Source organism: Cellulophaga sp. L1A9, from assembly GCF_009797025.1.
In the GTDB taxonomy this organism is placed as follows: Bacteria; Bacteroidota; Bacteroidia; order Flavobacteriales; family Flavobacteriaceae; genus Cellulophaga.
In genome coordinates, this window is record NZ_CP047027.1 from 3890170 (window position 1) to 3915856 (window position 25687).

General features: G+C 33.1%; 30 protein-coding genes and 1 tRNA gene. 8 read left to right on the plus strand and 23 right to left on the minus strand.

Going from position 1 to position 25687, the window contains the following annotated elements:
• Positions 1 to 13: 13 nt before the first annotated feature.
• The 5 genes from GQR94_RS17090 to GQR94_RS17110 all read right to left on the minus strand — a co-directional run bounded on the left by GQR94_RS17090 (position 14) and on the right by GQR94_RS17110 (position 3911).
• The gene (locus GQR94_RS17090) at positions 14 to 1009 is read right to left on the minus strand and encodes a phosphotransferase (RefSeq protein ID WP_158977373.1); all 996 of its coding nucleotides are present in this window, start codon (positions 1007 to 1009) and stop codon (positions 14 to 16) included.
• A gap of 217 nt (positions 1010 to 1226) precedes the next feature.
• Positions 1227 to 1586: a hypothetical protein gene (locus GQR94_RS17095; protein WP_158977376.1), complete on the minus strand. Its 360-nt coding sequence runs from the start codon at positions 1584 to 1586 to the stop codon at positions 1227 to 1229.
• 159 nt (positions 1587 to 1745) lie between these two features.
• Positions 1746 to 2603, minus strand: coding sequence for an IS3 family transposase (locus GQR94_RS17100; protein WP_158977367.1), 858 nt, complete (start codon positions 2601 to 2603; stop codon positions 1746 to 1748).
• Positions 2603 to 2974, minus strand: a complete 372-nt coding sequence (locus GQR94_RS17105) for a transposase (RefSeq protein ID WP_024479941.1) — start codon at positions 2972 to 2974, stop codon at positions 2603 to 2605. Before GQR94_RS17105 ends, GQR94_RS17100 begins: the two co-directional genes overlap by 1 nt.
• 247 nt (positions 2975 to 3221) lie before the next feature.
• Positions 3222 to 3911, minus strand: coding sequence for a hypothetical protein (locus GQR94_RS17110; protein ID WP_158977379.1), 690 nt, complete (start codon positions 3909 to 3911; stop codon positions 3222 to 3224).
• A 300-nt stretch (positions 3912 to 4211) separates the two neighbouring features.
• Here GQR94_RS17110 and GQR94_RS17115 point away from each other — a divergent pair, with 300 nt between their 5' ends.
• Both GQR94_RS17115 and GQR94_RS22710 read left to right on the plus strand, forming a co-directional pair.
• The gene (locus GQR94_RS17115; protein WP_158977382.1) at positions 4212 to 5411 is read left to right on the plus strand and encodes a transposase; all 1200 of its coding nucleotides are present in this window, start codon (positions 4212 to 4214) and stop codon (positions 5409 to 5411) included.
• 94 nt (positions 5412 to 5505) lie between these two features.
• On the plus strand, positions 5506 to 5676 hold the full coding sequence (locus tag GQR94_RS22710) for a transposase (protein ID WP_158977302.1): 171 nt from the start codon (positions 5506 to 5508) through the stop codon (positions 5674 to 5676).
• A 232-nt stretch (positions 5677 to 5908) separates the two neighbouring features.
• On the opposite strand, the gene GQR94_RS17125 is transcribed toward GQR94_RS22710, so the two are convergent.
• The 10 genes from GQR94_RS17125 to GQR94_RS22970 all read right to left on the minus strand — a co-directional run bounded on the left by GQR94_RS17125 (position 5909) and on the right by GQR94_RS22970 (position 13704).
• Positions 5909 to 6322, minus strand: coding sequence for a DUF3997 domain-containing protein (locus GQR94_RS17125; protein WP_158977389.1), 414 nt, complete (start codon positions 6320 to 6322; stop codon positions 5909 to 5911).
• 261 nt (positions 6323 to 6583) lie between these two features.
• Positions 6584 to 8101 carry a lipopolysaccharide assembly protein LapB gene (locus GQR94_RS17130; protein WP_158977392.1) on the minus strand — a complete coding sequence of 506 codons (1518 nt, stop codon included), beginning with the start codon at positions 8099 to 8101 and terminating at the stop codon, positions 6584 to 6586.
• A gap of 307 nt (positions 8102 to 8408) precedes the next feature.
• Positions 8409 to 8780, minus strand: a complete 372-nt coding sequence (locus GQR94_RS17135) for a hypothetical protein (RefSeq protein WP_158977395.1) — start codon at positions 8778 to 8780, stop codon at positions 8409 to 8411.
• Between the two features lie 47 nt (positions 8781 to 8827).
• Complete coding sequence (locus GQR94_RS17140; RefSeq protein WP_158977367.1) at positions 8828 to 9685, minus strand: IS3 family transposase; 858 nt, start codon at positions 9683 to 9685, stop codon at positions 8828 to 8830.
• A gap of 13 nt (positions 9686 to 9698) precedes the next feature.
• Complete coding sequence (locus tag GQR94_RS17145) at positions 9699 to 10079, minus strand: transposase (protein ID WP_233268404.1); 381 nt, start codon at positions 10077 to 10079, stop codon at positions 9699 to 9701.
• 232 nt (positions 10080 to 10311) lie between these two features.
• Positions 10312 to 10887, minus strand: coding sequence for a hypothetical protein (locus GQR94_RS17150; RefSeq protein WP_158977398.1), 576 nt, complete (start codon positions 10885 to 10887; stop codon positions 10312 to 10314).
• A 229-nt stretch (positions 10888 to 11116) separates the two neighbouring features.
• Positions 11117 to 11554, minus strand: a complete 438-nt coding sequence (locus GQR94_RS17155) for a hypothetical protein (protein ID WP_158977401.1) — start codon at positions 11552 to 11554, stop codon at positions 11117 to 11119.
• Between the two features lie 218 nt (positions 11555 to 11772).
• Positions 11773 to 12525 (minus strand): hypothetical protein, encoded by a 753-nt coding sequence (locus GQR94_RS17160; protein WP_158977404.1) that lies wholly within the window; start codon positions 12523 to 12525, stop codon positions 11773 to 11775.
• Positions 12526 to 12577: 52 nt separating this feature from the next.
• Positions 12578 to 13021, minus strand: coding sequence for a tyrosine-type recombinase/integrase (locus GQR94_RS22965; protein WP_370458259.1), 444 nt, complete (start codon positions 13019 to 13021; stop codon positions 12578 to 12580).
• Positions 13022 to 13044: 23 nt separating this feature from the next.
• Positions 13045 to 13704, minus strand: a complete 660-nt coding sequence (locus GQR94_RS22970; protein WP_370458260.1) for a tyrosine-type recombinase/integrase — start codon at positions 13702 to 13704, stop codon at positions 13045 to 13047.
• An 85-nt stretch (positions 13705 to 13789) separates the two neighbouring features.
• On the opposite strand from GQR94_RS22970, the gene GQR94_RS17170 reads away from it, so the two are divergent.
• The gene (locus GQR94_RS17170) at positions 13790 to 14173 is read left to right on the plus strand and encodes a hypothetical protein (RefSeq protein WP_158977409.1); all 384 of its coding nucleotides are present in this window, start codon (positions 13790 to 13792) and stop codon (positions 14171 to 14173) included.
• A 245-nt stretch (positions 14174 to 14418) separates the two neighbouring features.
• Here the strand turns inward: GQR94_RS17170 and GQR94_RS17175 are convergent.
• A tRNA-Met gene (locus GQR94_RS17175) sits at positions 14419 to 14495 on the minus strand.
• A 137-nt stretch (positions 14496 to 14632) separates the two neighbouring features.
• Between GQR94_RS17175 and GQR94_RS17180 the strand changes: the two genes are divergently transcribed.
• Complete coding sequence (locus GQR94_RS17180) at positions 14633 to 15016, plus strand: START-like domain-containing protein (protein WP_013552052.1); 384 nt, start codon at positions 14633 to 14635, stop codon at positions 15014 to 15016.
• A gap of 55 nt (positions 15017 to 15071) precedes the next feature.
• Positions 15072 to 15917, plus strand: coding sequence for an aminotransferase class IV (locus GQR94_RS17185; RefSeq protein WP_158977412.1), 846 nt, complete (start codon positions 15072 to 15074; stop codon positions 15915 to 15917).
• A 76-nt stretch (positions 15918 to 15993) separates the two neighbouring features.
• Here the strand turns inward: GQR94_RS17185 and GQR94_RS17190 are convergent, their stop codons facing one another.
• The 5 genes from GQR94_RS17190 to GQR94_RS17210 all read right to left on the minus strand — a co-directional run bounded on the left by GQR94_RS17190 (position 15994) and on the right by GQR94_RS17210 (position 20501).
• A complete protein-coding gene (locus GQR94_RS17190) occupies positions 15994 to 16554 on the minus strand; it encodes a YqgE/AlgH family protein (protein WP_158977415.1) in 561 nt (186 codons plus the stop codon).
• A gap of 114 nt (positions 16555 to 16668) precedes the next feature.
• Entirely contained in the window at positions 16669 to 16941 is a 273-nt protein-coding gene (locus GQR94_RS17195) for an HU family DNA-binding protein (protein WP_013552055.1), read from the minus strand.
• Between the two features lie 172 nt (positions 16942 to 17113).
• On the minus strand, positions 17114 to 18061 hold the full coding sequence (gene fmt, locus GQR94_RS17200) for a methionyl-tRNA formyltransferase (protein ID WP_158977418.1): 948 nt from the start codon (positions 18059 to 18061) through the stop codon (positions 17114 to 17116).
• Positions 18058 to 19959, minus strand: coding sequence for an ATP-dependent DNA helicase RecQ (locus tag GQR94_RS17205; RefSeq protein WP_158977421.1), 1902 nt, complete (start codon positions 19957 to 19959; stop codon positions 18058 to 18060). The genes fmt and GQR94_RS17205 overlap by 4 nt, the downstream gene beginning before the upstream one ends.
• On the minus strand, positions 19959 to 20501 hold the full coding sequence (locus GQR94_RS17210) for an AAA family ATPase (protein ID WP_158977424.1): 543 nt from the start codon (positions 20499 to 20501) through the stop codon (positions 19959 to 19961). Before GQR94_RS17210 ends, GQR94_RS17205 begins: the two co-directional genes overlap by 1 nt.
• A gap of 189 nt (positions 20502 to 20690) precedes the next feature.
• Here GQR94_RS17210 and GQR94_RS17215 point away from each other — a divergent pair, with 189 nt between their 5' ends.
• The 3 genes from GQR94_RS17215 (at position 20691) to murA (ending at position 23067) form a co-directional block, all read left to right on the plus strand.
• A complete protein-coding gene (locus tag GQR94_RS17215) occupies positions 20691 to 20978 on the plus strand; it encodes a DUF493 family protein (protein ID WP_158977427.1) in 288 nt (95 codons plus the stop codon).
• 87 nt (positions 20979 to 21065) lie between these two features.
• Positions 21066 to 21740 carry a DUF4290 domain-containing protein gene (locus GQR94_RS17220; RefSeq protein ID WP_158977430.1) on the plus strand — a complete coding sequence of 225 codons (675 nt, stop codon included), beginning with the start codon at positions 21066 to 21068 and terminating at the stop codon, positions 21738 to 21740.
• A gap of 16 nt (positions 21741 to 21756) precedes the next feature.
• The gene (gene murA, locus GQR94_RS17225) at positions 21757 to 23067 is read left to right on the plus strand and encodes a UDP-N-acetylglucosamine 1-carboxyvinyltransferase (RefSeq protein ID WP_158977433.1); all 1311 of its coding nucleotides are present in this window, start codon (positions 21757 to 21759) and stop codon (positions 23065 to 23067) included.
• Positions 23068 to 23134: 67 nt separating this feature from the next.
• Here murA and GQR94_RS17230 read toward each other — a convergent pair whose 3' ends face one another.
• A complete protein-coding gene (locus tag GQR94_RS17230; protein WP_158977436.1) occupies positions 23135 to 23905 on the minus strand; it encodes a hypothetical protein in 771 nt (256 codons plus the stop codon).
• A gap of 153 nt (positions 23906 to 24058) precedes the next feature.
• Positions 24059 to 25618, minus strand: coding sequence for a hypothetical protein (locus GQR94_RS22495; RefSeq protein WP_233268406.1), 1560 nt, complete (start codon positions 25616 to 25618; stop codon positions 24059 to 24061).
• Positions 25619 to 25687 lie beyond the last annotated feature (69 nt).

Here is a 25687-nt window from a genome sequence, read left to right on the forward strand (position 1 = left end):
TGCCCTATTATTTTTATACGGTGTTAGCCACAGTTATTTTTTCGATATTATTATATTCAATCCAAGATTTTAGTCTTTCGACATAAAACATTTTGAGATAATTTTCAGATAAAAAGATATTCGACCAATCAAACCTTTGTGCTTGAATACCAAGATAAAAAACAAAAACAGCCAATCCTGCTTTAGGAATTAATTTCAATTCATTATCAGATAATAGTCTAATACTTTGATAACCTTCTAAAAAATGTTTCATTTTTAATTCGTATTCTTTCTTGTCAGTTTCAATGTGAAATAGATGCTTGCAAAAATAACCAACATCTAAAATTTGTATTCCATTCCCACAAAAATCAAAATCGTAAAATGTAATTTCCTTTTCATTTGTTACTGCCATATTATCATACCAAATATCCATATGAACGACTCCTTTTTGAGTGTTTTCAAAATCAGTTTTTTGAAAAAATTCACCAATCTCTTTAATAAATTCCATTTCCGGTAATTTCTCTGAAAAGAATTCTTTTAAGTGTTCATATGGTAATTCTAAAAGCGATTCTTTATCATAAGAAATTCGGTCGATAGTTGTGTTTGAAGTAAGATTATGGATTTTGGCCATTAATGAGCCAATTACAAAACAAGTTTCTTTGTCAGTAAATCTAATTTTCACTCCTTCCGCAAACGAAAAAAGAACTACGTATCTAATTCCTTCTGGTGCATTTATTTCTTGAATTAATTCTCTGTTTTTATCTTGAATTGGAAAAGAGACACTTAAATTATTCTCCTTTAATAGGTTTAACAGCTCTAACTCAGCAATAATTTCAGATTTTGACCTCCAATTATGACTATAAACTCTCAAAACATATTTTGTTTCATTGTCCGAAAGAAAATAAGTATGGTTCATTCCTGTCCTAAATAGTTTACAGTCATAATTTTCATTAAGTCCGTATCTTTTTTTTGCAAATTCTCCCAATTCTTTTTCTGAAATTGTAGAGGCTATAACTGGAAATGGTCTCATTTTTTTCTAATTGTGGCTAACGATGGAGCTATGAACAGTACGGGAGCAAACTAGCGTTTGCTTTCCGCCAAGCACATAGCAAAATCTTTTTGTTTTGTTTTTTCTTTTCCTTGTTTAAAGCAAAATCCCAAAGATTTTGCGGACATCATAAAAATACGCAAACCTTCTGATTAAGCCCAAAACCCGTATTGTTTATAGGTTGTGTTGTACATAGTATTTATTCTACACAGATTATACCATTTTGGGATATTACTTTCCCTCCATTTGTTGTCATAGTGGCCTTATAAAACATACATTTACCCTCTATTTTATCTTTTGAAACCACAATTCCATTATTAGCATTAACCCATTGCTTTTGCTCATCCAAATCCGATTTTGAAGCGTCGTAAGTTAATCGGTAAGTACAATCATCAATCCACTCGATTATTTCATGCATAGGAGTCCCATTATTAAGTCCATTATACCATTCTGTTTGAGTTGTTTCATTCCGAATAACGATGTATTTCTTAATGCTAGAATCTCTTTCTTGAATCAATTCCGTTACGCTATCTTTTGAAACGACCGTGAACTTTTTCATTTCTTCACTTGTTGGAATATAGAATTTACCAATCCTGAAATCCTTGCAAGTCAAGTCCTGAGACCAGGAATTTAATCCAATGAGAATTAAAGTCAGTAGTAATAGATTTGTTTTTTTAAATGTCACGTCCTAAAATACGGCTACAGATTAATATTAGTTTTAAGCGGCATATTGATGCACGTAATTAGGTGTTTTATAATCTAAAGATAAATGTAATCTTTTTGAGTTGTATAATTTGATTGCATTTTTGGCTGCTTTTTTAGCATGGACCACACTGGTAAATGTTTGATCAAGATAGAATTCATCTTTTAGAATACCATTGACCCTTTCGGCTAGGGCGTTTTCATAGCAATGATTTTCTTCTGTCATACTGATTTTAATTTTCTTTCTTTTTAGTATTTGGGTATAGACGTTACTGCAATATTGAATACCTCTGTCCGAGTGATGAATAAGGTGATCAATGTTCTTAGCATTGTAAATAGCCTTATTTAAAGCTCTGACACACCCTTTTAGCTCTAGGCTATCACTTAGGTCGTATCCAACGATTTTACGGGAATACATGTCTGTAATCAATGCTAGGTAACAGAATCCTTTTATGGTTCTGATATAGGTAATATCGGATGCCCAAACCTGATTAGGTCTATTGATTTTCAAGTCTTTTATAATATTGCCATACTTGTAAAACCGGTGATATGAATTGGTGGTTCTAGAGGAGTACTTCTTTCTTCTAATGAGCAATCGATTTTCTCTTAAGATACGGAACAGCTGGTCTCTACCTACTTTAAGGTGGTACTTATGAAACTCATCTTTTAATGATCTCATGAGTTTTCTGGTACCTTCTCGAGGTAGTGTTCTTCTGCTTTTTCGAACAAGTTCGAGTACATCTTGTTCTATCTGTTTTTTGATAACAAAACGTTTTTGGAATTTGTAATAGGCATCTCTTTTCAGATCAAAGGCATTACAGATAGTACCAATCGAATACAGCCTTTCATTACGGTTTATCGGTGCTACTTTCATCAAGGCTTTATGTTTAAGTTTTTTTTTAATTCTTCAACATCTCTATAGCCCAGGTTTTCGGCGGCTACCTCAAGATAGCTGTCGGTCACCAGTTTGTCTAGGTCCTTTTTAATAAGAAGGTCCTTAAGTTGTTTCAGCTCTTTTTGAAGGGCTTTGATACGGGAAAGTTCATCGTCTGTTTGCACGGTTACACGGGTGTTCATTAAATCTTTACGATCATACTTTTTGATCCATACATTTATAGTACTGGATTGTATACCGTAAGTTAATGCAATTTGTCTTTTGGAATGGTTTCCTTTGGTAAGTTCTGCCAAGACTTTGAGCTTAAAGCTCTCACTATAGCGTTTTACATATCCATCATTTTTATACATATACTTGAAGTGTTTTGTATACATATTTCAGGACGGGTCAAGCTTGTTTACAACGCTTGAGCTATGAACAGTACGGGAGCAAACTAGCGTTTGCTTTCCGCCACACACATAGCAAAATCTTTTTGTTTTGTTTTTTCTTTTCCTTGTTTAAAGCAAAATCCAAAAGATTTTGCGGACTTCATAAAAATACACAAACCTAGCGACTAAGCCCGAAGCCCGTATTGTTTATAGGTTGTGTTGGCAATAGTTATTCTTCTTTCAGCTCCTTCAAATACTCTTTAATCTCATCATTTTCCATAAACTTTTGAAATAATAAGTTTATTGAATCAGATGTTTGTATTGGATTATAGTTCAATTCTAATAAAGACGAAACAATTATTTGATAATTAAAAGAGGAAGCTTCGCCATAATAACCTTTAATGTTTTTCATATATTCTTCTGTCGAAATTTTTGAATTCCGATAGTAAATTTTCAAATATTCTTTGAAGTCACTCAAAGGCATTTCGTCAATCGATTTTTTTTCTTTGAAGGTTTCCAAATACTCTTTTGAGTATAAATCATAACCAAAAAGCTGTCTCTTATCATTTTGATTAAGTCTTGTTATCGTTTTAATATTAGAAATTGAATCAATTCCGTTCCAGACGTATTTAAGAGACTTGTGGTTTTCAGAAGGAACTAAGGTCATTATAGTATAAAATTCAGAGTGATTTTTAGGATTTTCTCCAATCAACAAAACTCTATCCGCTAACTTTATTTTTTCTGTAATACCGTAATCAAATTTTCCTTTCCCTTTTCGAATAAAATTAGGATATAACTTCCGATTAATTAGGCTGTCTTTTGTGATAGTCCATTCAACAAAGCCACTTTTGTTAATCATATACCATTTTCCGTCTACATTCTGTTCAATTTGAGACGAGCAGTTAGTTGTTGAAAACAAGATTAGTATTAAAAAGATGATTTTTTTCATAATTATTGCCAACGGTTAGGCTAAGCGTAGTGCGGAGGCAAGGAAACTTTTCGTTTCCGTCTGCGCACGAAGCTAAAGCTTATTGTTTAGTTTTATTTTTTCTTGTCCAAAGCTAAATCCATAAGATTTAGCGACACAATAAATATACACAGACCTTTCGGTTTTGCCCTAAAGTCCGCATTACGTTTAGGCATTGTGCCTGTTGCACAAGTTAGCAATTAATTGACATAGTGTTAAAGTAAATTATTGATTGATTTCTTAACTTTAAGGATGCAAGGCAAAAAAACATATCAAGAAAAGCTTTTTAATAGTTTTCGCTTAAGCGAACGAGTTCCTCAAGACAATTTTTATCGTTTATTAAAAGGTGTATTAGATTTAAATTTTCTCTATGTTCAAACCAAGAGTTACTATGGCGACAGTGGCCAGAAGAGTATAGATCCGGTAGTGTTCTTCAAGTTGTGTTTGGTTGGTTATTTAGAGAATATTATCAGTGACCGTAAATTAATACAGCATTGTTCTATGCGATTAGATATTCTCTATTTCATTGATTACGATTTAGACGAGGAGCTTCCTTGGCACAGTACGATAAGTAGGACTCGTCAGTTGTTTCCTGAGTCAGTATTTGAAGAAGTTTTCACTAAAGTACTTAGTATGTGTATAGAAAAGGGAATGGTAAGTGGTCATACACAAGCTATTGATTCGGCCCCAATAAAAGCGAATGCAAGTATGGATACTTTGGAGCTTAAAGTACCTGAAGAAGATTTGCAAGCACATTTGCGAAAGGTTCGTGTGTTTAGTTCTATGGACAAAGAAACACCGCACCGTAAAAGCAAAGACGATAAGTCAGATAGAGGTCAGCGTATCGTTACAGCGAGCAAGAAAGAACTAGGTGCTATCCAAAGCAGAAATAAGAAATGGAGTACAGATCAAGACCAACGACCAGGGTCAGGAAACAAAGGCTCGAAGTATACCAGTAATAAAACCCATTATAGTCCTACTGATCCAGATGCTCGGATTAGTGTAAAGCCTGGCAAGGCTCGGAAGCTTAATTACTTGAGTCAGTTAAGTGTGGATACGGCTAGTCATGTCATCACCGACATTCGGGCGTATCATGCTGATGGAAAAGACAATCAACAATTACCAGATATAGTAGAACGTTTACATAAGCGTTTGTGGCAACAGGGTCTGTTTTGGGAAAATTGTGTTGCGGACACTGGCTACAGTAGTGGCGAGAACTATGCTTATTTAGAGCAGAAAGGACTTAGAAGTTTTATTCCTCCACATGGGACCTATAAAGGTGGTCCGGATGGTTTTATTTATAATAGGGAAGAAGATTATTATCAGTGTCCACAAGGAAAGATTATCCCCTTTACTAAAGCGTTTAATGATTATAGAACAGGAACAAAAAGAAAGAATATAGGGCACGAAAACATGTTTGTGTTGCTTGCCCAATGCGCAGTAGTTGTCTAGGGAAAAGTGCCCAAGAAAAGAAGTTTAGTGTAACGTATTACCGAGAAGAATATGACGTAATAATGCTAGGGTACACAGTCCACAGGGCAGATACATGAAAGGCAAACGCCAAAGTACAGTTGAACCCGTATTTGGTACTTTAACGCAGTTTATGGGCTTACGGAAAATAAATACGCTAGGCTTAAAACAAGCCAATAAGGTGATGCACCTATCAGCAATAGCCTATAATCTGAAGACCTGCCTGCCGGCAGGCAGGAGTACCTGAAATTCACTCAAAAACACGTAAAAAGTGGAGCAGGAATGGGGTCTTTATTCATTCTTCTAAAAAAGACCTTATATGCTCTAAAAAACTCATGTTTAAGCACCTCAAAAATAACCAGTTACTTAACTAATTGAAAAATGAAACCGCCTTAAAAGGCGGTTATAAAGGCCATTATTTTATAAATTATGGAGTTGTGCAACGGTTACCATTGTTGTACCACGTATTTTTTCCGCTATTATAAATCTTCGGGATAAGTTTGGTCAAATTTAATTTCGCTAATATTTAGTTCTTTAACCTTACTCTCAAAATTCGATTTATTCATAGGTCCGAACACTTTGCTTTGGATTCTGATATCAATAATAAAATAATTCGTTTTGGTTGTGTCAATTTCATAACCGTTTTTAAATCCGCTTGTAGGGTGCTGCTTCGCAATTATAAAATCCGAGTTATGTCCAACTGCAAATACATATTCGCTAATAAGACCTAAATAGCCAGTAGAACTAGTCCGTTCGCAAACCGCTCGGGTATTCGGCGTGTCAATCCATGATACTTCATACTTTCCAATGATTTTATCAGCATCATTATCAAATAAATAGCACGAATTCAAAGTCAGAATTCCGAATGCTAAAATGAGTAGTTTAATTTTCATCGATTGGTTAGTCAATATGTGGTACAACGATGGAGCTATGAACAGTACGGGAGCAAACTAGCGTTTGCTTTCCGCCACGCACATAGCAAAATCTTTTGGTTTTGATTTATTTTTTCCTGTCTAGAGCAAAATCCAAAAGATTTTGCGGACTTCATAAAAATACGCAAACCTTTCGTTTAAATCCCTAACCCCGTATTGTTTATAGGTTTTGTTGTAGGTAGTTTTATCCCATTATATAGCTCTGAAAAATACAATTTTGGCCTATTCTATAATCGTTTCTGAAAAAATTATACCTGTGTGCTTTGATTGCTCAATTACAATTTCTTTTGCATGAATCAGTTCAGGATTATCAGCTTTTTTAAAAAGGTGTTTTTTAATTTTAGAGTTGTTCTTTTCAAAGTGAAGTAAGGTATCTAATCCATCTAACTTTTCCGATACTCTCTTGCTAATGTTTTCGATTCTTATAACTTTAAATTTTCCTCGTGTTTTCAATTTATCATTTAGGTCTTTTTTTAGAGGTCTGATGTAAATAAAATGACTAAAAAAAACCACGGCAATAACTGATAAGATTACTATGATAACCATTGTTGGATTCTGAAACATATATTCGTTTACATCTTCTAAATTTCTAATGCTCTGTTTTTTGTCAAAATATTTTATAAAATTCCAAATTTTTGGAGGTGTAAATAATGCTAGAATACCTAATAAAGAAGCAACCACAGAAACACTTTTGAATTTGGTATACCTCTTTTCATATTTTCTGTTAAGAATATCCAATTCTGCGGACGTTAGTGGTAGAATTTCAAAATTGGTTGATGGCTTTGGATTATCTAAAGCCACCTTTTCTTCATGCTTTGCTAGGTATTCGTTTATCTTTTTCTTGATTTCATTTTTTCTTGTTATAGTAAACTCATTTTGATTTTCAATTAGTTCAAAGTCTGAGATAACCTCTTTCATTTTATCCTGCCGATTTAGCTTTTTAAGTATTTCAAATTTTCTACTTAAAAAAGCAAGCTCCGGCTTCTCTCTTAACTTCTTGTCATTATTTTGTAGTACCTTTTGTAAGGTATTCTCCTTAGAATTTGTATCGTTAATTTCAGAATAAATTTCTGCTAATTGAATACCAATAAAATAATCATCACTTTGGTTTACTAGTGATTTCTTTAATCGCTTAATGACTTCTTCATATTTTTTGAGTCCAATTAGATTTTTAGTAATACCGTTTTCGATTTTAGTAATTTCATTTTCTTTTTTTGAAGAGCTAATCGTTTTTGGTATTTGCTTTTTCAATTTGGTAAGTATCCCAATTGCATTTTCAAATTGACCTAACTTGTTTTTGTTATTCGCAAGTTTCCAAGAATAGTCATATTTTTTCTTCTCGTCTCCCCCCTCAAGCTGAATTACTTTAGTAATCGATTTATTCAAATCTTGGAATAATTCTACTTTTGAGTTGAATGTCTTTATTTCATATGCCTCTTTTGTATTTTCATTAAAATACATTTGTCCCTCAGAAGAAAATTTTGAAATTAGAGAAAGTGTCGTGCACTTTTGTTGAATTGTCCAAGAATTATTTGGGTCAATTTTAATCGCATGATTTATAGATTCTATAGCCCCATCAAAGTCAGCTATTTTATTTTGAATCGTCGATAAATGAGTCCATCCATCTAAATTTTTCGGGTAAGCTTTCAGTAATTCCTTAAATGCTGGAATAGCGTCAAGTTCCTTACCTTCTTTGTGATAAAGGTCAATTGCTATTGCTAACAGCTCGTTTTCTTTCATTTTTTTAAATTACCTACAACGATGGAGCTATGAACAGTACGGGAGCAAACTAGCGTTTACTTTCCGCTAAGCACATAGCAAAATCTTTTTGTTTTCTTTTTTCTTTTCCTTGTTTAAAGCAAAATCCCAAAGATTTTGCGGACATCATAAAAATACACAAACGTTTCGATTAAGCCCAAAGCCCGTATTGTTTATAGGTTTTGTTGTACCCAGTTTTTATTTTGAATTCAGCTGCCATACCATTCTTATTATATTCCACATAGCAAAATAGTCCGAACCTTTAAATGCATAAACATTGCTTACTTTATCATATTTCAGTCAAAGTCAATTCGTTCCATTCCATTTTTGGTAAAGAACCGTTAACCGCTTTTTCGAATTTTTCTTTACTATCAAGAGAATGAGGTTTGATTTCTTTAATATTTGAAAATAATAAGGATTCCGATTGTCCGTTTTCTCCCCAAACTATTTTTCGCGTTCCAATAATTGTCCATTTAGTACTATTGGGTTGTATGAAAAGTAAAGTCGGGATTCCAATATTTTGGTCCATTATATATTCATAATAATGGTCTTTCTTTTTTTGAGTAAGATTTTCAAAGTAAAATGAATATTCGGTAGGAAGGCTATATTGTTTAGCTTTCCATGTTAATCTGCTAGCGATATATTCATCGGTTTTTTGCATTTTTTAAATGTCACGTCCTAAAATACGGCTACAGATTAATATTAGTTTTAAGCGGCATATTGATGCACGTAATTAGGTGTTTTATAATCTAAAGATAAATGTAATCTTTTTGAGTTGTATAATTTGATTGCATTTTTGGCTGCTTTTTTAGCATGGACCACACTGGTAAATGTTTGATCAAGATAGAATTCATCTTTTAGAATACCATTGACCCTTTCGGCTAGGGCGTTTTCATAGCAATGATTTTCTTCTGTCATACTGATTTTAATTTTCTTTCTTTTTAGTATTTGGGTATAGACGTTACTGCAATATTGAATACCTCTGTCCGAGTGATGAATAAGGTGATCAATGTTCTTAGCATTGTAAATAGCCTTATTTAAAGCTCTGACACACCCTTTTAGCTCTAGGCTATCACTTAGGTCGTATCCAACGATTTTACGGGAATACATGTCTGTAATCAATGCTAGGTAACAGAATCCTTTTATGGTTCTGATATAGGTAATATCGGATGCCCAAACCTGATTAGGTCTATTGATTTTCAAGTCTTTTATAATATTACCATACTTGTAAAACCGGTGATATGAATTGGTGGTTCTAGAGGAGTACTTCTTTCTTCTAATGAGCAATCGATTTTCTCTTAAGATACGGAACAGCTGGTCTCTACCTACTTTAAGGTGGTACTTATGAAACTCATCTTTTAATGATCTCATGAGTTTTCTGGTACCTTCTCGAGGTAGTGTTCTTCTGCTTTTTCGAACAAGTTCGAGTACATCTTGTTCTATCTGTTTTTTGATAACAAAACGTTTTTGGAATTTGTAATAGGCATCTCTTTTCAGATCAAAGGCATTACAGATAGTACCAATCGAATACAGTCTTTCATTACGGTTTATCGGTGCTACTTTCATCAAGGCTTTATGTTTAAGTTTTTTTTAATTCTTCAACATCTCTATAGCCCAGGTTTTCGGCGGCTACCTCAAGATAGCTGTCGGTCACCAGTTTGTCTAGGTCCTTTTTAATAAGAAGGTCCTTAAGTTGTTTCAGCTCTTTTTGAAGGGCTTTGATACGGGAAAGTTCATCGTCTGTTTGCACGGTTACACGGGTGTTCATTAAATCTTTACGATCATACTTTTTGATCCATACATTTATAGTACTGGATTGTATACCGTAAGTTAATGCAATTTGTCTTTTGGAATGGTTTCCTTTGGTAAGTTCTGCCAAGACTTTGAGCTTAAAGCTCTCACTATAGCGTTTTACATATCCATCATTTTTATACATATACTTGAAGTGTTTTGTATACATATTTCAGGACGGGTCAAAATTGGGTACAACGGTTTAGCTATGAACAGTACGGGGGCAAACCAGCGTTTGCTTTCCGCCACGCACATAGCGAAATCTTTTTGTTTTGTTTTTTCTTTTCCTTGTTTAAAGCAAAATCCCAAAGATTTTGCGGACTTCATAAAAATACACAAACCTTTCGACTAAGCCCGAAGCCCGTATTGTTTATAGGTTGTGTTGTGCGCTGGCTTTTCCACTACCAGATTTTCCACCATGGCTTAGTTTCGTTTCCATTAAATATATAAGAACTACCGCTTAATAATTCTTTGGTTAAAAGATTAAGGGAGAACTCTGTCCATTGTCCATCTCCAGATGTAGGCACGTAATAAAATCCACTAACAATATTTTCTTTCAGTTTGATGTCCTTAAATCCGTCAAATGAGATACGTTCTGAATGCCAAATTTCTCCATTTTCTTCAATAATTGTCAAGTTAGTTTGGTCTTCCAAAATCAGCCCTCCATTTTCTTTTTCTAGTAAAGACTTATACCCAACTCCAAATACATTTCTTGGTTTTATCTCATCTGGATGCATTAAGTAACATGTTCCACTAGAAATTACAACGATTAAATCAGTATTTTCAAATGAATGAACACAATTGAAGTCAGACCAGCCAGTTTTAAAATTAGCTATCCATTCAGTACTATCGGACTTAAAAAATTTCACCACATAACCTTCCGAATAGCTTTCCATTCCATCATCTGAGACAGTAACATACATCGGTCCATAGGGTGGAAGCGATTTTAAAATTTCGTATTTGGGCTCTTTTTTCAATCTTGGTAAAAATGATTTTTCAGCTTGCGCACAACGTTAAATATATGGCAAGTTGGGCAGAAAATAAGCGATTACTTTCGGTTTAGTCACAAGCCAAATCTTTTGTATTTTGTTTTAATTTCTCTCATTTAATACCAAATCAAAAGATTTGGCGACTTTGCAAATAGACAATAACCTTTCGATTAAACACTAATCGCCCAATTTGCTATATATAGTGTTGTAAAACGTTTCATTCGGTTTCATTTTCATCAGTTGCTGGATGATATAAGCTTATTTCAATACCGATATTTAAATTCCCAGTCAGTTTGAGTAATTCAGGTTGCAAGTATTCAGTTTGACACCAGAAGTCAGCCATTTGATTTTCAATTGCAAATCCGATTAAAGGAATCTCTTTGTTTTCAAGTCCGAATCCGTTTAGTTTTTCCAATTTTTCATAATTCTGATTTAGAAAAAGGATAACATCGTTTCTTTGCGCTTCAAAGTCATTAAAATCCGCTTTACTTAAATCAAACCTACAACCACTGGTTTCATACTTCATTGGCTTATTAAGCTTTTTAAAAGGTTTTTTATCTCCTTTCAAATGTTTTTCATAAGGACTTAATCCGGTTTCTTTTAAAAAACCATTTACATCAAATTTTGAACCTTCAATTATTAAAATACAATTCAATATTTAGTTTTTTTAATGTTTTACAACGTTTGGGCTATGAAACGTAGCGTGTAAAAAAACACGGAACTTTCGGTTTATACCCAAGCCGAATTTTTAAATTTTCTTTTTATCTTATTCTCCCCAAAAGCCAAATTTAAAAATTTGGCGACTTAGCAAATACACACGAACCTCTCGGAAAGCCTGTAATAGCTATGTTTTATAGCCGTTGTTGTACACCGTTATTTTTCGAGTTTTCTTTTTCTTATCAACTTTTCTTTGCCGTCGATAATTTTAAATTTCTTTGTCCAAACTCCATTTTTATTGTAAACGTATCTATAATTTTCAATTGGATGTAATGATGGTCCGCCTAACATATAAATTGGAAATTCTCGTTCAGGGCTGTATACTCGTCTTATCTCTATTTCGTTGCCTCGATTGTCATACAAATAGCTTAAAATTTCAGTCTGCTTTTCAATAGTTTTGTCATCTTTTTTAGTTTCTGAGTAAGTGGTGATTTTAGAGATATTACCATGTTTGTCATATTCATAAAGCTCTTTTTCGGTATGAAAGTCGAATATTACATCTGTCCTTTCTAAAATTTTCGGTTTACCTTGCGCATTGAAATCCGAATATTTTTCTAGCATTCCAAGTTGTTTTCTTTCAGTAAGCAGGCTGTCTTTAACGTAAGTCAGGTCAATCCGTACGGTGTCTCTTATAAATCCTTCGTTAATGTCGAAAGTCCTTATTTCCATGATTTTATTGCCGTATTTATCATATTCGAATTCATTTCTACTTCGTTTTTCTCCTTTAAAATAGCTTTCACGGGATGATATGAGTCCGTCAGTAAGGGTGAATTTTGATACCCAATGGTTTGATTCTAAATTTTTCTCGGTGTAGGCACGATATTTTTTAAGTCCATCTATTTCATTTTTTTGACAAAAGATTAGACTTGTCCAAACTAAAAATGTGTAAATGAAAAATGTTTGTTTCATAATGGTGTACAACAATTGGATATACGCTATTGCGTATATCTGTACTATGTGCCTAAGATAGTAAATCTTTTATTTCCATAAATGATCTATTGGCTACATGCGTGTAAATTTCAGTCGTTTTCGTAGAGCTATGCCCTAATAAGAGCTGAATGTGCCTAATATCAGTACCATTTTCTAAGAGATGTGTTGCAAAACTATGCCGTAACATATGAGGTGTAACTCTTTTTAAGATGCCAGCTCTTAAGGCAGCACTGGAAATTAAATTAAGTACACTTGTAGGACTATACTTGCCTCCGCTTTGCCCTTCAAAAAGGTATTTTTTTGGACGGTACTCTTTGTAATATTCCTGTAGATCCTTTAATATACTTGGACTCAACAAAGAGATTCGATCTTTATTGCCTTTTGCATTTTTAATTTTCACCACCATTCTTTTACTGTCTATATCCGAAATATTTAAGTTTAATAACTCTGCTCTTCTAAGTCCCGCAGAATACAATAAACCTATAATACATCTGTGTTTTAGGGTATTCGTATGTTCATAATTAAAACAACTTCTTCTTTAGATATAACTTCGGGCAGTTGTCTTTCTTTTCTAGGTCTTTCAATAGCATAGAACCTATTTGGCATTCCGTGGACTATTTCATAAAAGAATTTTATACTATTAACAGCCATATTTATATAAGAATTAGACTTCCCTTCCTGTATTAGCTTTTGTAGATATTTTCTAACGTCAATCTCATTAAGCGCAATAGGATCAATAGTGTAATAATAATTTATAAACCCTTCAAAGCAAGAGACATAGTTGCGTACAGTGTTGTCAGCGTATCTTTTTAACTCTAGTTTTAATAAGTATTCTTCGGGGCAATATTTAAAGCCATCTTTAGGTTTTCTGCTTCTATACCGTTCTAAATTAAGTATGGGATTATCTGCATTAATAAGTTTGTCAGAAAAGAAAAAGTTACCATTTACCCAGGCTACACCTTGGAAAGTACGATATATTAATTTTAAATTAGCGGTGGTATTAGGTACATAAAACATCGCAAACTCTTGGCTCCAAGATACGTCAGGTAGCGTATCTATAAGCGCTTGTATAACCTTATTCGTGCTAAATTGAATACCAATAAACTTCTTTTGATTAATAAGGAGATGTTTTAATGTTATGCTTTTGTGTAATTCCATTTTTTTATACTAAACTAATTGATATAAAGTACTTAGTGGTTTATTAATCGGATAATATGCGTATATTATACTCTTAAATTGTGGAATGAAACAGCATAAAAAATGTGTGTATTGCGATGAAAAACTGGTAGGAAGATCAGATAAAAAATTTTGTGATGCCCAGTGTAAAAGTGCATACCAATACCAACAAACAAAACTACAGCCAGAACGTTTTTTTAATAAAGTAGATAATCAGCTAAAGCTAAACCGTAAAATATTAAAAGAATACAATAGAGGGGGCAAAGTAACCGTAAGAGAAACTTTGTTAGTTGACAAAGGTTTTGATCCTAATTTTTTTACACATTATTGGAAAAATCAAAAAGGAGAAGTCTATTTGTTTGTGTATGAATTTGGTTTCTTGAAAATAAAAGAAAGGAATAATGAAAAATATGTTTTAGTACTTTGGCAAGAATATATGGCTAAAACTTAGAAAAGCATATTGTTTTTCACTCTTTATTTTCGCTTAAATTTTTAATTTATCAGCTTAAAAGAGAGCCATTTATTACTTTTAAGAATCATTACTTTTTGTATTTATCCTGAAATACGTGAGTATCGCAATAGAAAAATGAAGTTAACTCTTTTAGGAGCTCACGTTTATTTATGAATTTAAAAAGTAATATCTCTAAAAAAAAAGCAAAAAAAAACGGTTTAGAATGAACTAAACCGTTTGTTTACTGGTAGCGAGAACGAGAGTTGAACTCGTGACCTCCGGGTTATGAATCCGACGCTCTAACCAACTGAGCTACCTCGCCATGTTTTTTTTAACGGCTGCAAATATATGCTTTAATTTCCTGCCTATCAAAATTTATTTTGAAAAAAATATTCTACTACTTTTAATTTTTTTATCTTATATAAATATATATATTGCTCAACGAAAATACTATTTAGAATGAGTGATAAAGTAAAATTTGAAATTGAGTTTGTGATACAATCGTCGCCTCAATTATTATATACCTATATTTCAACGCCTTCAGGATTATCTGAATGGTTCGCAGACAACGTTAATTCAAGAGGAGAAAAATTCTTTTTCATTTGGGATGAGTCCGAAGAAGAAGCAAAGTTGTTGAAAAGGAAAAATGAGGAATTTGTTAAATTTAGATGGACAGCCGAAGAGGACGATAGTTTTTTCGAAATGAAAATTATAGTAGACGAAATTACTTCTGATGTTTCTCTATTTATTACAGATTTTGCTGAAGAAGATGAAATTGAAGAATCTAAGATGCTTTGGACCAACCAAGTATCTAGTTTAAAACAAGTTTTAGGCTCTGCTTAAGGCTATTTTAACATAAAACAATATCTTTGACCTTGAAATTTTTCAAGGTTTTTTTATGCTCAATTATAACGGAAAATTAATTCCGACAACATCACACTTTATCAATCAAGAAAATAGAGGGCTCCGTTATGGCGATTCTCTTTTCGAAACGATCAGGGTTGTAAATAGTAAAATCTATTTCTGGGAAGATCATTATCTAAGGCTAATGGCTTCTATGCGGATTCTACGTATGGAAATACCGATGAGTTTTACCATGGAATATCTTGAAAAGCAAATTCTAGAAACCATTGCTCAGAATGCTTTAGAAAATTCTGCAGTACGCATACGTTTTACCGTTTTTAGGAATGAAGGAGGCTTATATGCGCCTGAGACAAATGATATTTCTTATATCATTGAAGCTAAAAAACTAGAGAATACATTTTTTATTATTAATGAATCTCCTTATGAAGTCGAACTTTTTAAAGACTTTTATGTAAATCCAGACATGCTTTCTACACTAAAAACTAATAATAAAATATTAAATGTAGTCGGGAGTATTTTTGCAAAAGAAAATGGATACCAGAATTGCTTGCTTTTAAACAATCAAAAAATGGTGGTAGAAGCGTTAAATGGTAATTTGTTTCTTGTTTCTGGGAAAACAATTAAAACACCTCCAAAAAGCGAAGGGTGTTTAAACGGAATTTTACGTAAGAAACTTATTGATATTTTAGGAAAACTAGACGACTATATCTTTGAAGAGGCTTCCATTTCTCCTTTTGAACTTCAGAAAGCAGATGAATTGTTTATTACAAATGCTATTGTAGGCATACAGCCAATTACAAAATACCGCAAAAAGATTTTTACAAATGTTGTGGCTAAAAACTTAATAGGAAAATTAAACGCAGCAGCGCGTTTAGGGTAATTTCAAAGAATAAAGAATAGCATTACGTTCTTCAAATAACCTTGAAGGAAGTACATGCATTAATTATATCGGGTATTTAGTTTAAACTAGGGTTCTCAGGAGTGTTAGACCACAAAAGGTAATCTCCACCCAAAGTTAACATATTTTCCTTCCAGAAGGCTCCAGGGGCTTTCTGAATGATGCTGCTTTCATACTTGTTAGGTAGTATTGCCCAAGATTTTGAAGACAGTTCTTTATCTAACTGTAATGAGGACCATCCGGTATAGCCTAAGAAAAAACGAATATCTTCTTCAGATATCGCATTGGTATTGATAAGACCTACAATACACTCAAAATCTCCGCCCCAATAGATGCCATCAGATATTTCTATACTATTGGCTATCAGTTCTGGTACTTTATGTATAAAATATAAATTATCCTGCTCTACAGGGCCTCCGTTAAATACTTTAAAGGGCACTTCTATTTCAGTAACCAAATCACTGATAGAGTAATCTAAAGGCTTATTTAAAATAAATCCTACAGATCCCTCTTCGCCATGTTCGGCGAGTAAAACAACAGATCTACTAAAGGAAACATCACCAGCCAACGCTGGTTCTGCAATTAAGAGCTTACCCTTTTCAGGTTGAAGATGTATCATATAGTCGTGGTTCGTTGTTCTAATGTAAGATTTTTTTTAGTTTCCTACAAAGTGTAGTATAAAAAAAAAGCACTTCTTAAAAAGAAGTGCTTTAATTATAGTACTAAAGTATTTTTAGTTTACTGCTTTCGCTAATTCAGCACCAGCTTTAAACTTAACAACGTTTTTAGCAGCGATTTTGATAGTTGCTCCAGTTTGAGGATTTCTACCATCTCTTGCTTCTCTTTTAGATACAGACCAAGATCCGAAACCTACTAAAGAAACTCTATCACCTTTTTTAAGAGAACCTTCAACATTTCCTAAAAAAGACTCTAAAGCTTTCTTTGCAGCTGCTTTCGTGATACCAGCATCTGCTGCCATTGCATCGATTAATTCTGTTTTGTTCATAATTTTAATAATTAATTGTTGTTAAAATTTCTATACCCTAACAAATTTATAAGTAAAAGTGGTTAACGCAAGTAAAACAAGGGGAAATCAGTGTTTTTGTTAATAACTCTAACAGTTTGTTGATAAAGTAGGCTATTTTTTACACTTCATCGAGACTAGTGATAGCAAGGGCTTAGCCCACATATGCTTTTTCATTCAATTTTAAGCCATTTAATACCTCATGGGTTTTCATTTTTCTCTTTCCTGGTAACTGTATTTCTAAGAGCTCAATAAAACCACCTGCTACCGCAATTTTCATTGTCTTTTTATCAAAAACAATTGATTTAGGTTTTAGATCATGTGCCTCCTTTACTAGTGTGGCATCGTAAATTTTCAGAAATAGTTTGTCATCACCATTATATAAGGTAGTCCATGCTGCCGGATACGGACTAAGACCTCTAATGTGGTTGTATATTTTATCAATAGTTGTATCCCAATTAATCTCACAAGTGTCCTTATGTATTTTATAAGCTACTTTTTCAATAGGAGTAGTGGGTTGTTTTTTAGGACTTACAGTGCCAGCCTCAATTGCTTTCACTGTCTCCACAACTACACCAGCGCCCAGGCTCATTAGTTTATCATGCAAACTTCCTGCGTTGTCTTCTGGAGTAATGGCTATTTCAGATTGTAAGAGTATTTCTCCTGTATCGATTTTATCATCTATAAAAAAGGTGGTCACTCCTGTTTTTGTTTCACCATTAATAATAGCCCAATTAATAGGCGCTGCACCACGGTAATCGGGTAGGAGAGAGGCGTGCAGGTTAAATGTACCCAATGCCGGTATTTCCCAGACCACTTTTGGTAACATTCTAAAAGCAACTATAATTTGCAAGTTTGGTTTTAAGCTTTTTAATTCGTCAAGAAATTCCTCACTCTTTAAATTGGTGGGCTGCATTACCTTTAGGTTATGTTCAATAGCATATTTTTTTACAGCAGATTCGTTTAGTTTTCTACCACGACCTGCTGGTTTATCTGGAGCAGTAATTACTCCTACTATGTCATATGAATTTTGCACTAAGGTATCTAGTATCCCTACTGCAAAATCTGGGGTTCCCATAAATACTATTCGTAGTTTACTCATGCTTTTGCTATTTTGTATTCGTTTTTCACGGTTATTTCTATTATTTCATCCTCTAAAAGTGCTTGTATTGCACTAAAGATGGCTTCCTCTTTATATAAGACGGTTTTAATAATTTCTCTTGATGTTAAAGGTTTTAGCTGTAATTGCATTAAAATTGCTTCTTTAGTCAATGCAATAATTTCTACTGCTATAGGTGGCGTTTTTAAACAAACATCACAACGGCCACAGGCCTTTTTTGTTTCTCCAAAGTAGGCTAGTAGCTGTACGCTTCTACAAACAGTATCATTCTTTAGGTACTGAAGAACAGCTTCTATGTTTTTAGTTTTCTGGGCGGTTAACAATTCTACTTTTTTGGCAAAAAGATTAATCGTTCTATCATCTTCCCTTGGTACAAGAAACAATACTTCTATATCATTATGTTGCGCGGTATAGTTTATAATTTCATCTTTTTTTAATTGCTCTAATACTTTTACAACTTCTTTTTCACTAATGCCTGATTTTTTAGCAATGGCATACGTATTTATCTTCGTGTCGTATTCAAAAATACCGCCATAGGTTCTAAGAATAATTTGAATCACAGGCGCTATTTTACCATAAGTGTCTATATAATCGAAAATATGATTTTTAGGAGCGATAAATTGGATGCTTGTTTTCTTTGAGAATGATTCTGACAATGCTATAACCGAATTTTGGTCCAGAATACGCAAGGCATTATAGGTAAGAAAAGAATTTAAAGCATAGGTAGCGCAAAAAGCATTGAAATTTAATTGATAGGTTTCTGTGGTGCTTTCTCCAAAAGAAATCTGAAAATAATTATTTAGTTTATTATAAAGCGTTTTTAAATAAGGAACCGTTGGCAAACCACTTAAAAATTGTCTTTTTACATGTATTTCATCAGCTTTATTAATGAGCACTGTGGCTGTTGCGGGACTGCCGTTTCTACCACCTCTTCCAGCCTCTTGAAAGTAATTTTCTATACTATCTGGAATTTGATAATGGATAACCGTACTAACATCTGGTTTGTCAATCCCCATTCCAAAGGCATTCGTAGCCACCATGATTTGTACCTTGTCTTTTAACCATAAGGTTAAACGTTCTCCTTTTAGTTCTTTGGAAAGTCCGCCATGATAAAAAGTAGCACTAATCTTTTCGGCCACTAAATAATTTGCTAATTCATTGGCTAATTTTCTCGTACGCACATAGACAATGCCGCTTTGAGTACTATTGCGCAGTGTTTCTTTCAGCTGGTAATTTTTGTCTTCATCCCACCTAACATTAAAAGTAATATTATCTCTTGCAAATGAGGTTTTCTTTATTAACGGATTATTTAAGTGTAGATTTTCTACAATATCTTTAGCAACAATAGGTGTGGCTGTTGCCGTTAATGCAATGATTGGAGCGTCCGGTGCTAAATCTCTGAGTATACTGCACGTAAGATAAGAGGGCCTAAAATCATTTCCCCATTGAGAGATACAGTGTGCCTCATCTATGGCAATAAGGTTTACATTCATTTGCTGAATGCGTTCCTTAATTAAATCTTGTTGTAAACGCTCAGGAGAAAGGTATAGGAATTTATAATTGCCATAAAGACAATTATCAAGCAGATCTACGACTTCATTTTGAGAGATACCCCCCGTTAAAGCAATTGCCTTTATGTTTTTACTTTTAAGGGTATCAACTTGATTTTTTATAAGGGCGATTAAAGGCGAAACCACAATGCAAATTCCGTCATTTACCAAAGCAGGAACTTGGAAGCAGAGTGATTTGCCACCGCCAGTAGGTAGTAAAGCTAATACATCTTTTTTGTCTAAAATGGAAGAAATAATTTCTTCTTGAGATTCTTTAAACTCAGAAAAACCCCAATACTTTTTTAAAATGTCTTTTGGGCTTAGCTGCACTACTTCAAATTTAATTGGTCTAAAATAAAAGCTATTCGTTTTTCTACGGATACTTTAGGTACTTCAATAACGTCATAACCAAAGCTCTTGTAGGCTTCTTCTAAAGCATCATGAATCTGCATGGCTTCTTCAAAATTCTCAAAGCGTTCATTGTCTGAAGTGTGTATTTCTTTCCAAGGAGGAAGTAAAAATATAGCATCATACTGGTGCGCTGCACAGATTTCTGAAAATGTTTTTGGGTATTCCGTGCCAAAACAGTCTAAATACGCAACAACATCTGGCAATCCTCTATCAAAAAAAACCAAGGGATCTGTAAGAGATTCGGAGTCTTTAAATTGCGATCGTCTACCTTCTAGTATACGCTGACTAAACAATAAAGGATCTGTTAAAAATAACTGTTCTATGCCTTCTTCTCGTGCTTGCAAGGTTATTTCTCTAGAAATTTCATGGAAGCATTTAAACCCAGCTTTTTCAATTCCGTTTACCACAGAAGTCTTTCCTGTACTTGGTCCGCCTGCAATAACAATTTTCTTTGTGCTCAATACATTTTTTTTAGAAGCACAAAAGTAATGAAATGATGTAGTATTGCCACATCAGCTAAAAATGTTTCCTCTTAGAGGGGTTTGTACCTATGAATGGTCCTGTTTTTAATTTTTTTCACCAAAGGGCAATTGTTAACTCCACAATTTAATTAATCAAAAAAATCAGATTATCTTTGTAAAAAGACTTTTATGGATTCAAATAAAGAAAAAGAGTTTTACGACACGCTTAAAGAACGTCTTGAGAAAACAAGTACCTTTCCCACGACTTATTTGTATAAGTTTATAGTACCTACTGCAGGAACGGGAGTAAAAGAAATTGAAAGTGCCTTTGATGATACAGAGGCTATTGTAATCAACAAATTGTCTAAAAACGGAAAATTTACAAGTGTTTCTATTAGTTTACCTTTAGATTCTGCCGATGCCATTATAGCTTATTACAAAAAGGTTGCTACTGTTGAAGGTTTAATATCTTTATAATCTTAGCATATCTAACAGAATTTTGTTATTTTGCGTGCTTTAAGAGCATACTTTCCTCTTTATAATTATTAAGAAAAACTTTTCAATTTGAATTTAGCTAATAACGAAGTATTCAATCTAGAGTACAACACGGAGCGTCCACAGCTTATTATTCCTGAATACGGACGTCATTTCCAGAAAATGGTAGACTATGCTATGAGCATAGAAAATGATGAGGAACGTAATAAAGTTGCACAATCTATTATAAGTGTGATGGGTAATTTACAGCCTCATTTTAGAGATGTTCCAGATTTTCAACATAAATTATGGGATCAGCTTTTTATTATGTCTGATTTTAAGTTGAAAGTAGATTCACCGTATCCAATTACTACAAAAGAAATGCTTTTGGAACGTCCAGAGCCTTTAGGATATCCTCAAAATTATCCTAAATATCGTTTCTACGGAAACAATATCAAGCAAATGATTGATGTGGCTATGTCTTGGGAAAAAGGAGACAAGCGCGATGGTCTTGAGTATGCCATTGCCAACCACATGAAAAAATGCTACCTGAACTGGAATAAAGATACCGTAGAAGATAAGATTATTTTTAAGCATTTACATGAGTTGAGTGACGGTGAGATAGATTTAGCTGTAGAAGGAGAACACCTTACCGATAGCGGACAATTCTTAAAAAATAGACCGGCGAAACAAAACTCGAATCGCTCGAATAATAAAAAGAACACAAATAATAGAAATACTAATCGCGGTAAAAAACGCTATTAATACTAGTTTACATTAAATGGGAACATTTAAAATAGAAGGCGGTCATCAACTTCATGGTGAAATTACACCGCAAGGTGCAAAAAACGAAGCACTACAAATACTATGTGCAGTATTATTAACAGCAGAACCTGTTATTATTCATAATATTCCAGATATTATTGATGTTAATAAACTGATTGCTTTATTAGAAGATTTGGGTGTGAAAATCCAAAAAAAAGGAAAAGGATCTTACAGCTTTGTAGCCGATGATGTTAATCTAGATTACTTACAATCAGACCAATTTAAACAAGACGGACGTGGATTACGTGGTTCTATCATGTTAGTTGGGCCTTTATTAGCGCGTTTTGGAAAAGGATATATTCCTAAACCAGGAGGAGATAAGATTGGAAGAAGAAGATTAGATACACATTTTGAAGGTTTTATAAACCTAGGTGCGAAGTTCCGTTATAACAAAGAAGAGCATTTTTACGGTGTAGAAGCTAAAAAACTAAAAGGTACGTATATGCTTTTAGATGAAGCATCTGTGACGGGTACGGCTAATATTGTTATGGCAGCGGTACTTGCAGAAGGCACCACTACTATTTACAATGCAGCTTGTGAGCCTTATTTGCAGCAGTTATGTAAAATGCTGAACCGTATGGGAGCTAAAATTAGCGGTGTAGGTTCTAATTTATTAACCATTGAAGGTGTAGATAGTTTAGGAGGAACACAGCATACCATGCTTCCAGATATGATTGAGATTGGTAGTTGGATAGGTCTTGCGGCGATGACCAGAAGTGAGCTTACAATTAAAAATGTGAGTTGGGATGATTTAGGGCAAATACCAAGTGTCTTCCGTAAATTAGGAATTACGATTGAACGTAAAGACGATGATATTTACATTCCTGCACATACCAATGGATACGAAATACAAAATTATATAGACGGTTCTATTTTAACAATAGCAGATGCCCCTTGGCCTGGATTAACTCCAGATTTATTGAGTATTATTTTAGTCGTAGCAACCCAAGCAAAAGGTGAAGTTTTAGTGCATCAGAAAATGTTTGAAAGCCGATTATTTTTTGTGGATAAATTGTTAGATATGGGCGCCAAGGTTATTCTTTGCGATCCGCATAGAGCAACCGTTATAGGACATAATTTTGAGTCTACATTGAAAGCAACGACTATGGTATCTCCAGATATTAGAGCAGGAGTTTCTTTATTAATTGCAGCATTATCTGCAAAAGGAACATCTACCATTCATAACATAGAACAAATAGATAGAGGTTACGAGAATATAGACGAGCGTTTACGTGCTATTGGTGCAAAAATTACGCGAGTGTCTTAATAAGTTAAACCCATAAATTATATCAAACCGCAACGTGAAAGCTTTGCGGTTTTTTTAGGTCTTGTTTTTACAAACGCTTTCTAATATGATTGAAGATGCCTCTAAGAATAAGGATGAGTATTTGCATCACAATTATCGCTACAAAAGCAACGCCAAATCCTACTATAAACATGAGTCCGCTTATCACAATCCATCCAGAAGCTAGAAAAGCTATAAAAATTCCTATGACAGCAAGTATGGCTACCGTGATTGCAAAAGGAGTCACCCATTTGTCTTCTGTATTGGTATAATTGGTCGTTTTTAATAAATACCCTTTTTTTCCTAAGCGGTTATCTACTTGAATAAATAAACTGTCGTTAGTTTCTGCGTCATTGGTCACATAGAATTCGCTTTCTTTGGTGAATACTACAGGAATAACATTGATAATATCTGCATTGTATTCTAGTTGTAGTTGCGCTATTTTTTTCTCGTCAGAATCATCTATTGTTTTTACCTCAATAGTTTCTACGGTATGTTGTTCTTTGTTAAGGGTGCCTACCTGGTGAAAAAGAGTAGCTATCTTAGATGCGTCTTCTGTTTTATATTCGTAGTTAAACCCAGAAGAGATTTCGTCATTCAAGCTAGCAAAACTGCATCGAAAAAATGCATCACTATCTTTTTTTAGGTACCCAACTTTATCTTTTTCAAGATAAATTTCCATCCAATTCTGTTGGTTTCTTCTTTTTTCACGGTTGAATAAAATAAGTTCATCCGCGACTAATTCTTTTATAATTCTAGATTTAGATTCATGTTTGGCATAGACCTTTACAGGTTTTAAAATTCGTAGAAATTTATCCATAATCGCAGGTTAGGTTGGCTTGATTTAGGAAGCTTACCCAATACTAACGCATGGAGAATAGGTTTAGTTATTTATTGAAACTGATAATTTGGTTTTTTTCGATGAATGGTAATAGGATTTTATAAAGCGATAGTGAAATAGGTATAAACCCTTTTATTTACTTAGCGCCTTTAGAATTCTATCTTCATTAATTACGATATCTCTAAATAATACATGTGGAAATTCTTTAAACTTTGAAGCTTTAAAGGATTCAAATATTTTAGATAATGTCGTTGCCGTTAATAGAGATAAATTCATTTCGGTGTCCATTTCGCAATCATAAACAAAATCATCACTAAAATCTGGAGCAACTAATAATATTTTGACAATCCTTAAATCATTTTTTAAGGCTAAATTTTGATAGGATTTTAGCTGTCTTGAAACAGCACTAAATTTATTGTAACCCTTTTCTTTTATAGTTTTACATTCAATAATTATAATTTCACTGTTTCCTAGATTTAGAAGAATATCCATCATATCTTTTTGGGTATTCAATTGGTTTTTAAACTTATCGTCAACATCAAAACCTAGGCCTGCAAATATTACTTTTGTGAGTTCTTCAAATTTTAAACCTAATTCACTTTCTTTGATTGATATTCCGTTTTCCTTCAATATATTTAGATTCCTAAAGCCAACGTTTTCATAATTTTCAAGATATAAATTTTCAACGTCTTTATAATGATCAAGAATGTTGAGAATATCATCACCTCTTTGTTTAATTCCATTAATTTTTATAAATTTTGATAAATCCGTTTTACTAATTAAATCTAAAATATCCCTTGGTTTTATGTTGTAATCTAATAAGAAATTTGCATTTAAAACGTATTCATCTTGTAATTCGAACTGTTCTTTTAACTCCTTATTAAGTATAGGGAAAGTTTGATTTAATTCGGTAAGCATCTTATCAAAGCCATCCAGAGAGATTCCAACTTTTTCATCTCTTTCAACATTATCAAAATGTTGAATTAAGCTATTAATCTTATCATCTAAAGTACTCCCTTTTAAATTTTGAATATTAAGGCCTTTTTCGCATAATTCATTAAGATTTTTTTTCTTTTCAGTGAGGGTTATTCCTTCTTTGTATATATCATTTGAAAGTAAACTTGAAAAAGATATACCTTCCTTAATAATCTCTTCAATTTTTTGAAAATTATTCAATTTTCTATCAATATTGTAATTCTTTGAAATTTGATTAACTATTGGTTCTCTTAATAATTTTAGTGTTCGTCTATAAAATTTTTCAGCAATTTCTTTTCCTCTAACGGCTCTTAATAATCTAACCATTTCATCAGCAATATAGATTGAGTTTTCTTTTTTTGAAAAGAAAATTACACCTAGATTTTTTAAATCATTGATGACCTCTAAAACATCTAATTTTTTAATTGGTAAAATTGAATAGTTAATTAATTTTACATCTTCTTGAGATAAACCAAGTTGTTTTGATAAGGTTAGAATTATTGATAATTCGTCTGATGTTATTTTTGCTTCTCGGTTGTTAGTAATGTCATTATGGTAAGCAGTTGATAAACAGCTTTTATAAATTTTATAATCTCTTTTTCTTGACAGGCTTAATTCGGACTTATCATTCTCTAATTCTGTATTTAAGTTTTTAATTTTGGTTTTCAATTTTTTAATTTCGGTTTCATATAACCTAGAGAACCAATCTTGTTTCATGATGCAATTTCCATCCCTAATAATTATATCAATTAGAATGTCTAATTGGGAGTTTGCTTCTTGGAATTC

Bases quoted from the DNA above. Each gene is read 5' to 3' on its own strand.
- GQR94_RS17190 (WP_158977415.1), bottom strand. From the start codon at position 16,554: ATGATACATCTTCAACCTGAAAAGGGTAAGCTCTTAATTGCAGAACCA.
- fmt (WP_158977418.1), bottom strand. From the start codon at position 18,061: ATGAGTAAACTACGAATAGTATTTATGGGAACCCCAGATTTTGCAGTA.
- GQR94_RS17115 (WP_158977382.1), top strand. From the start codon at position 4,212: ATGCAAGGCAAAAAAACATATCAAGAAAAGCTTTTTAATAGTTTTCGC.
- GQR94_RS17090 (WP_158977373.1), bottom strand. From the start codon at position 1,009: ATGAGACCATTTCCAGTTATAGCCTCTACAATTTCAGAAAAAGAATTG.
- GQR94_RS17185 (WP_158977412.1), top strand. From the start codon at position 15,072: ATGCTCAATTATAACGGAAAATTAATTCCGACAACATCACACTTTATC.
- GQR94_RS17195 (WP_013552055.1), bottom strand. From the start codon at position 16,941: ATGAACAAAACAGAATTAATCGATGCAATGGCAGCAGATGCTGGTATC.
- GQR94_RS22970 (WP_370458260.1), bottom strand. From the start codon at position 13,704: ATGGAATTACACAAAAGCATAACATTAAAACATCTCCTTATTAATCAA.
- GQR94_RS17140 (WP_158977367.1), bottom strand. From the start codon at position 9,685: ATGAAAGTAGCACCGATAAACCGTAATGAAAGACTGTATTCGATTGGT.
- GQR94_RS17125 (WP_158977389.1), bottom strand. From the start codon at position 6,322: ATGAAAATTAAACTACTCATTTTAGCATTCGGAATTCTGACTTTGAAT.
- GQR94_RS17180 (WP_013552052.1), top strand. From the start codon at position 14,633: ATGAGTGATAAAGTAAAATTTGAAATTGAGTTTGTGATACAATCGTCG.
- GQR94_RS17100 (WP_158977367.1), bottom strand. From the start codon at position 2,603: ATGAAAGTAGCACCGATAAACCGTAATGAAAGGCTGTATTCGATTGGT.
- GQR94_RS17145 (WP_233268404.1), bottom strand. From the start codon at position 10,079: ATGTATACAAAACACTTCAAGTATATGTATAAAAATGATGGATATGTA.
- GQR94_RS22710 (WP_158977302.1), top strand. From the start codon at position 5,506: ATGAAAGGCAAACGCCAAAGTACAGTTGAACCCGTATTTGGTACTTTA.
- GQR94_RS17105 (WP_024479941.1), bottom strand. From the start codon at position 2,974: ATGTATAAAAATGATGGATATGTAAAACGCTATAGTGAGAGCTTTAAG.
- GQR94_RS17095 (WP_158977376.1), bottom strand. From the start codon at position 1,586: ATGAAAAAGTTCACGGTCGTTTCAAAAGATAGCGTAACGGAATTGATT.
- GQR94_RS17170 (WP_158977409.1), top strand. From the start codon at position 13,790: ATGAAACAGCATAAAAAATGTGTGTATTGCGATGAAAAACTGGTAGGA.
- GQR94_RS17215 (WP_158977427.1), top strand. From the start codon at position 20,691: ATGGATTCAAATAAAGAAAAAGAGTTTTACGACACGCTTAAAGAACGT.
- GQR94_RS22495 (WP_233268406.1), bottom strand. From the start codon at position 25,618: ATGAAACAAGATTGGTTCTCTAGGTTATATGAAACCGAAATTAAAAAA.
- GQR94_RS17160 (WP_158977404.1), bottom strand. From the start codon at position 12,525: ATGAAACAAACATTTTTCATTTACACATTTTTAGTTTGGACAAGTCTA.
- GQR94_RS17135 (WP_158977395.1), bottom strand. From the start codon at position 8,780: ATGCAAAAAACCGATGAATATATCGCTAGCAGATTAACATGGAAAGCT.
- GQR94_RS17230 (WP_158977436.1), bottom strand. From the start codon at position 23,905: ATGGATAAATTTCTACGAATTTTAAAACCTGTAAAGGTCTATGCCAAA.
- murA (WP_158977433.1), top strand. From the start codon at position 21,757: ATGGGAACATTTAAAATAGAAGGCGGTCATCAACTTCATGGTGAAATT.
- GQR94_RS17130 (WP_158977392.1), bottom strand. From the start codon at position 8,101: ATGAAAGAAAACGAGCTGTTAGCAATAGCAATTGACCTTTATCACAAA.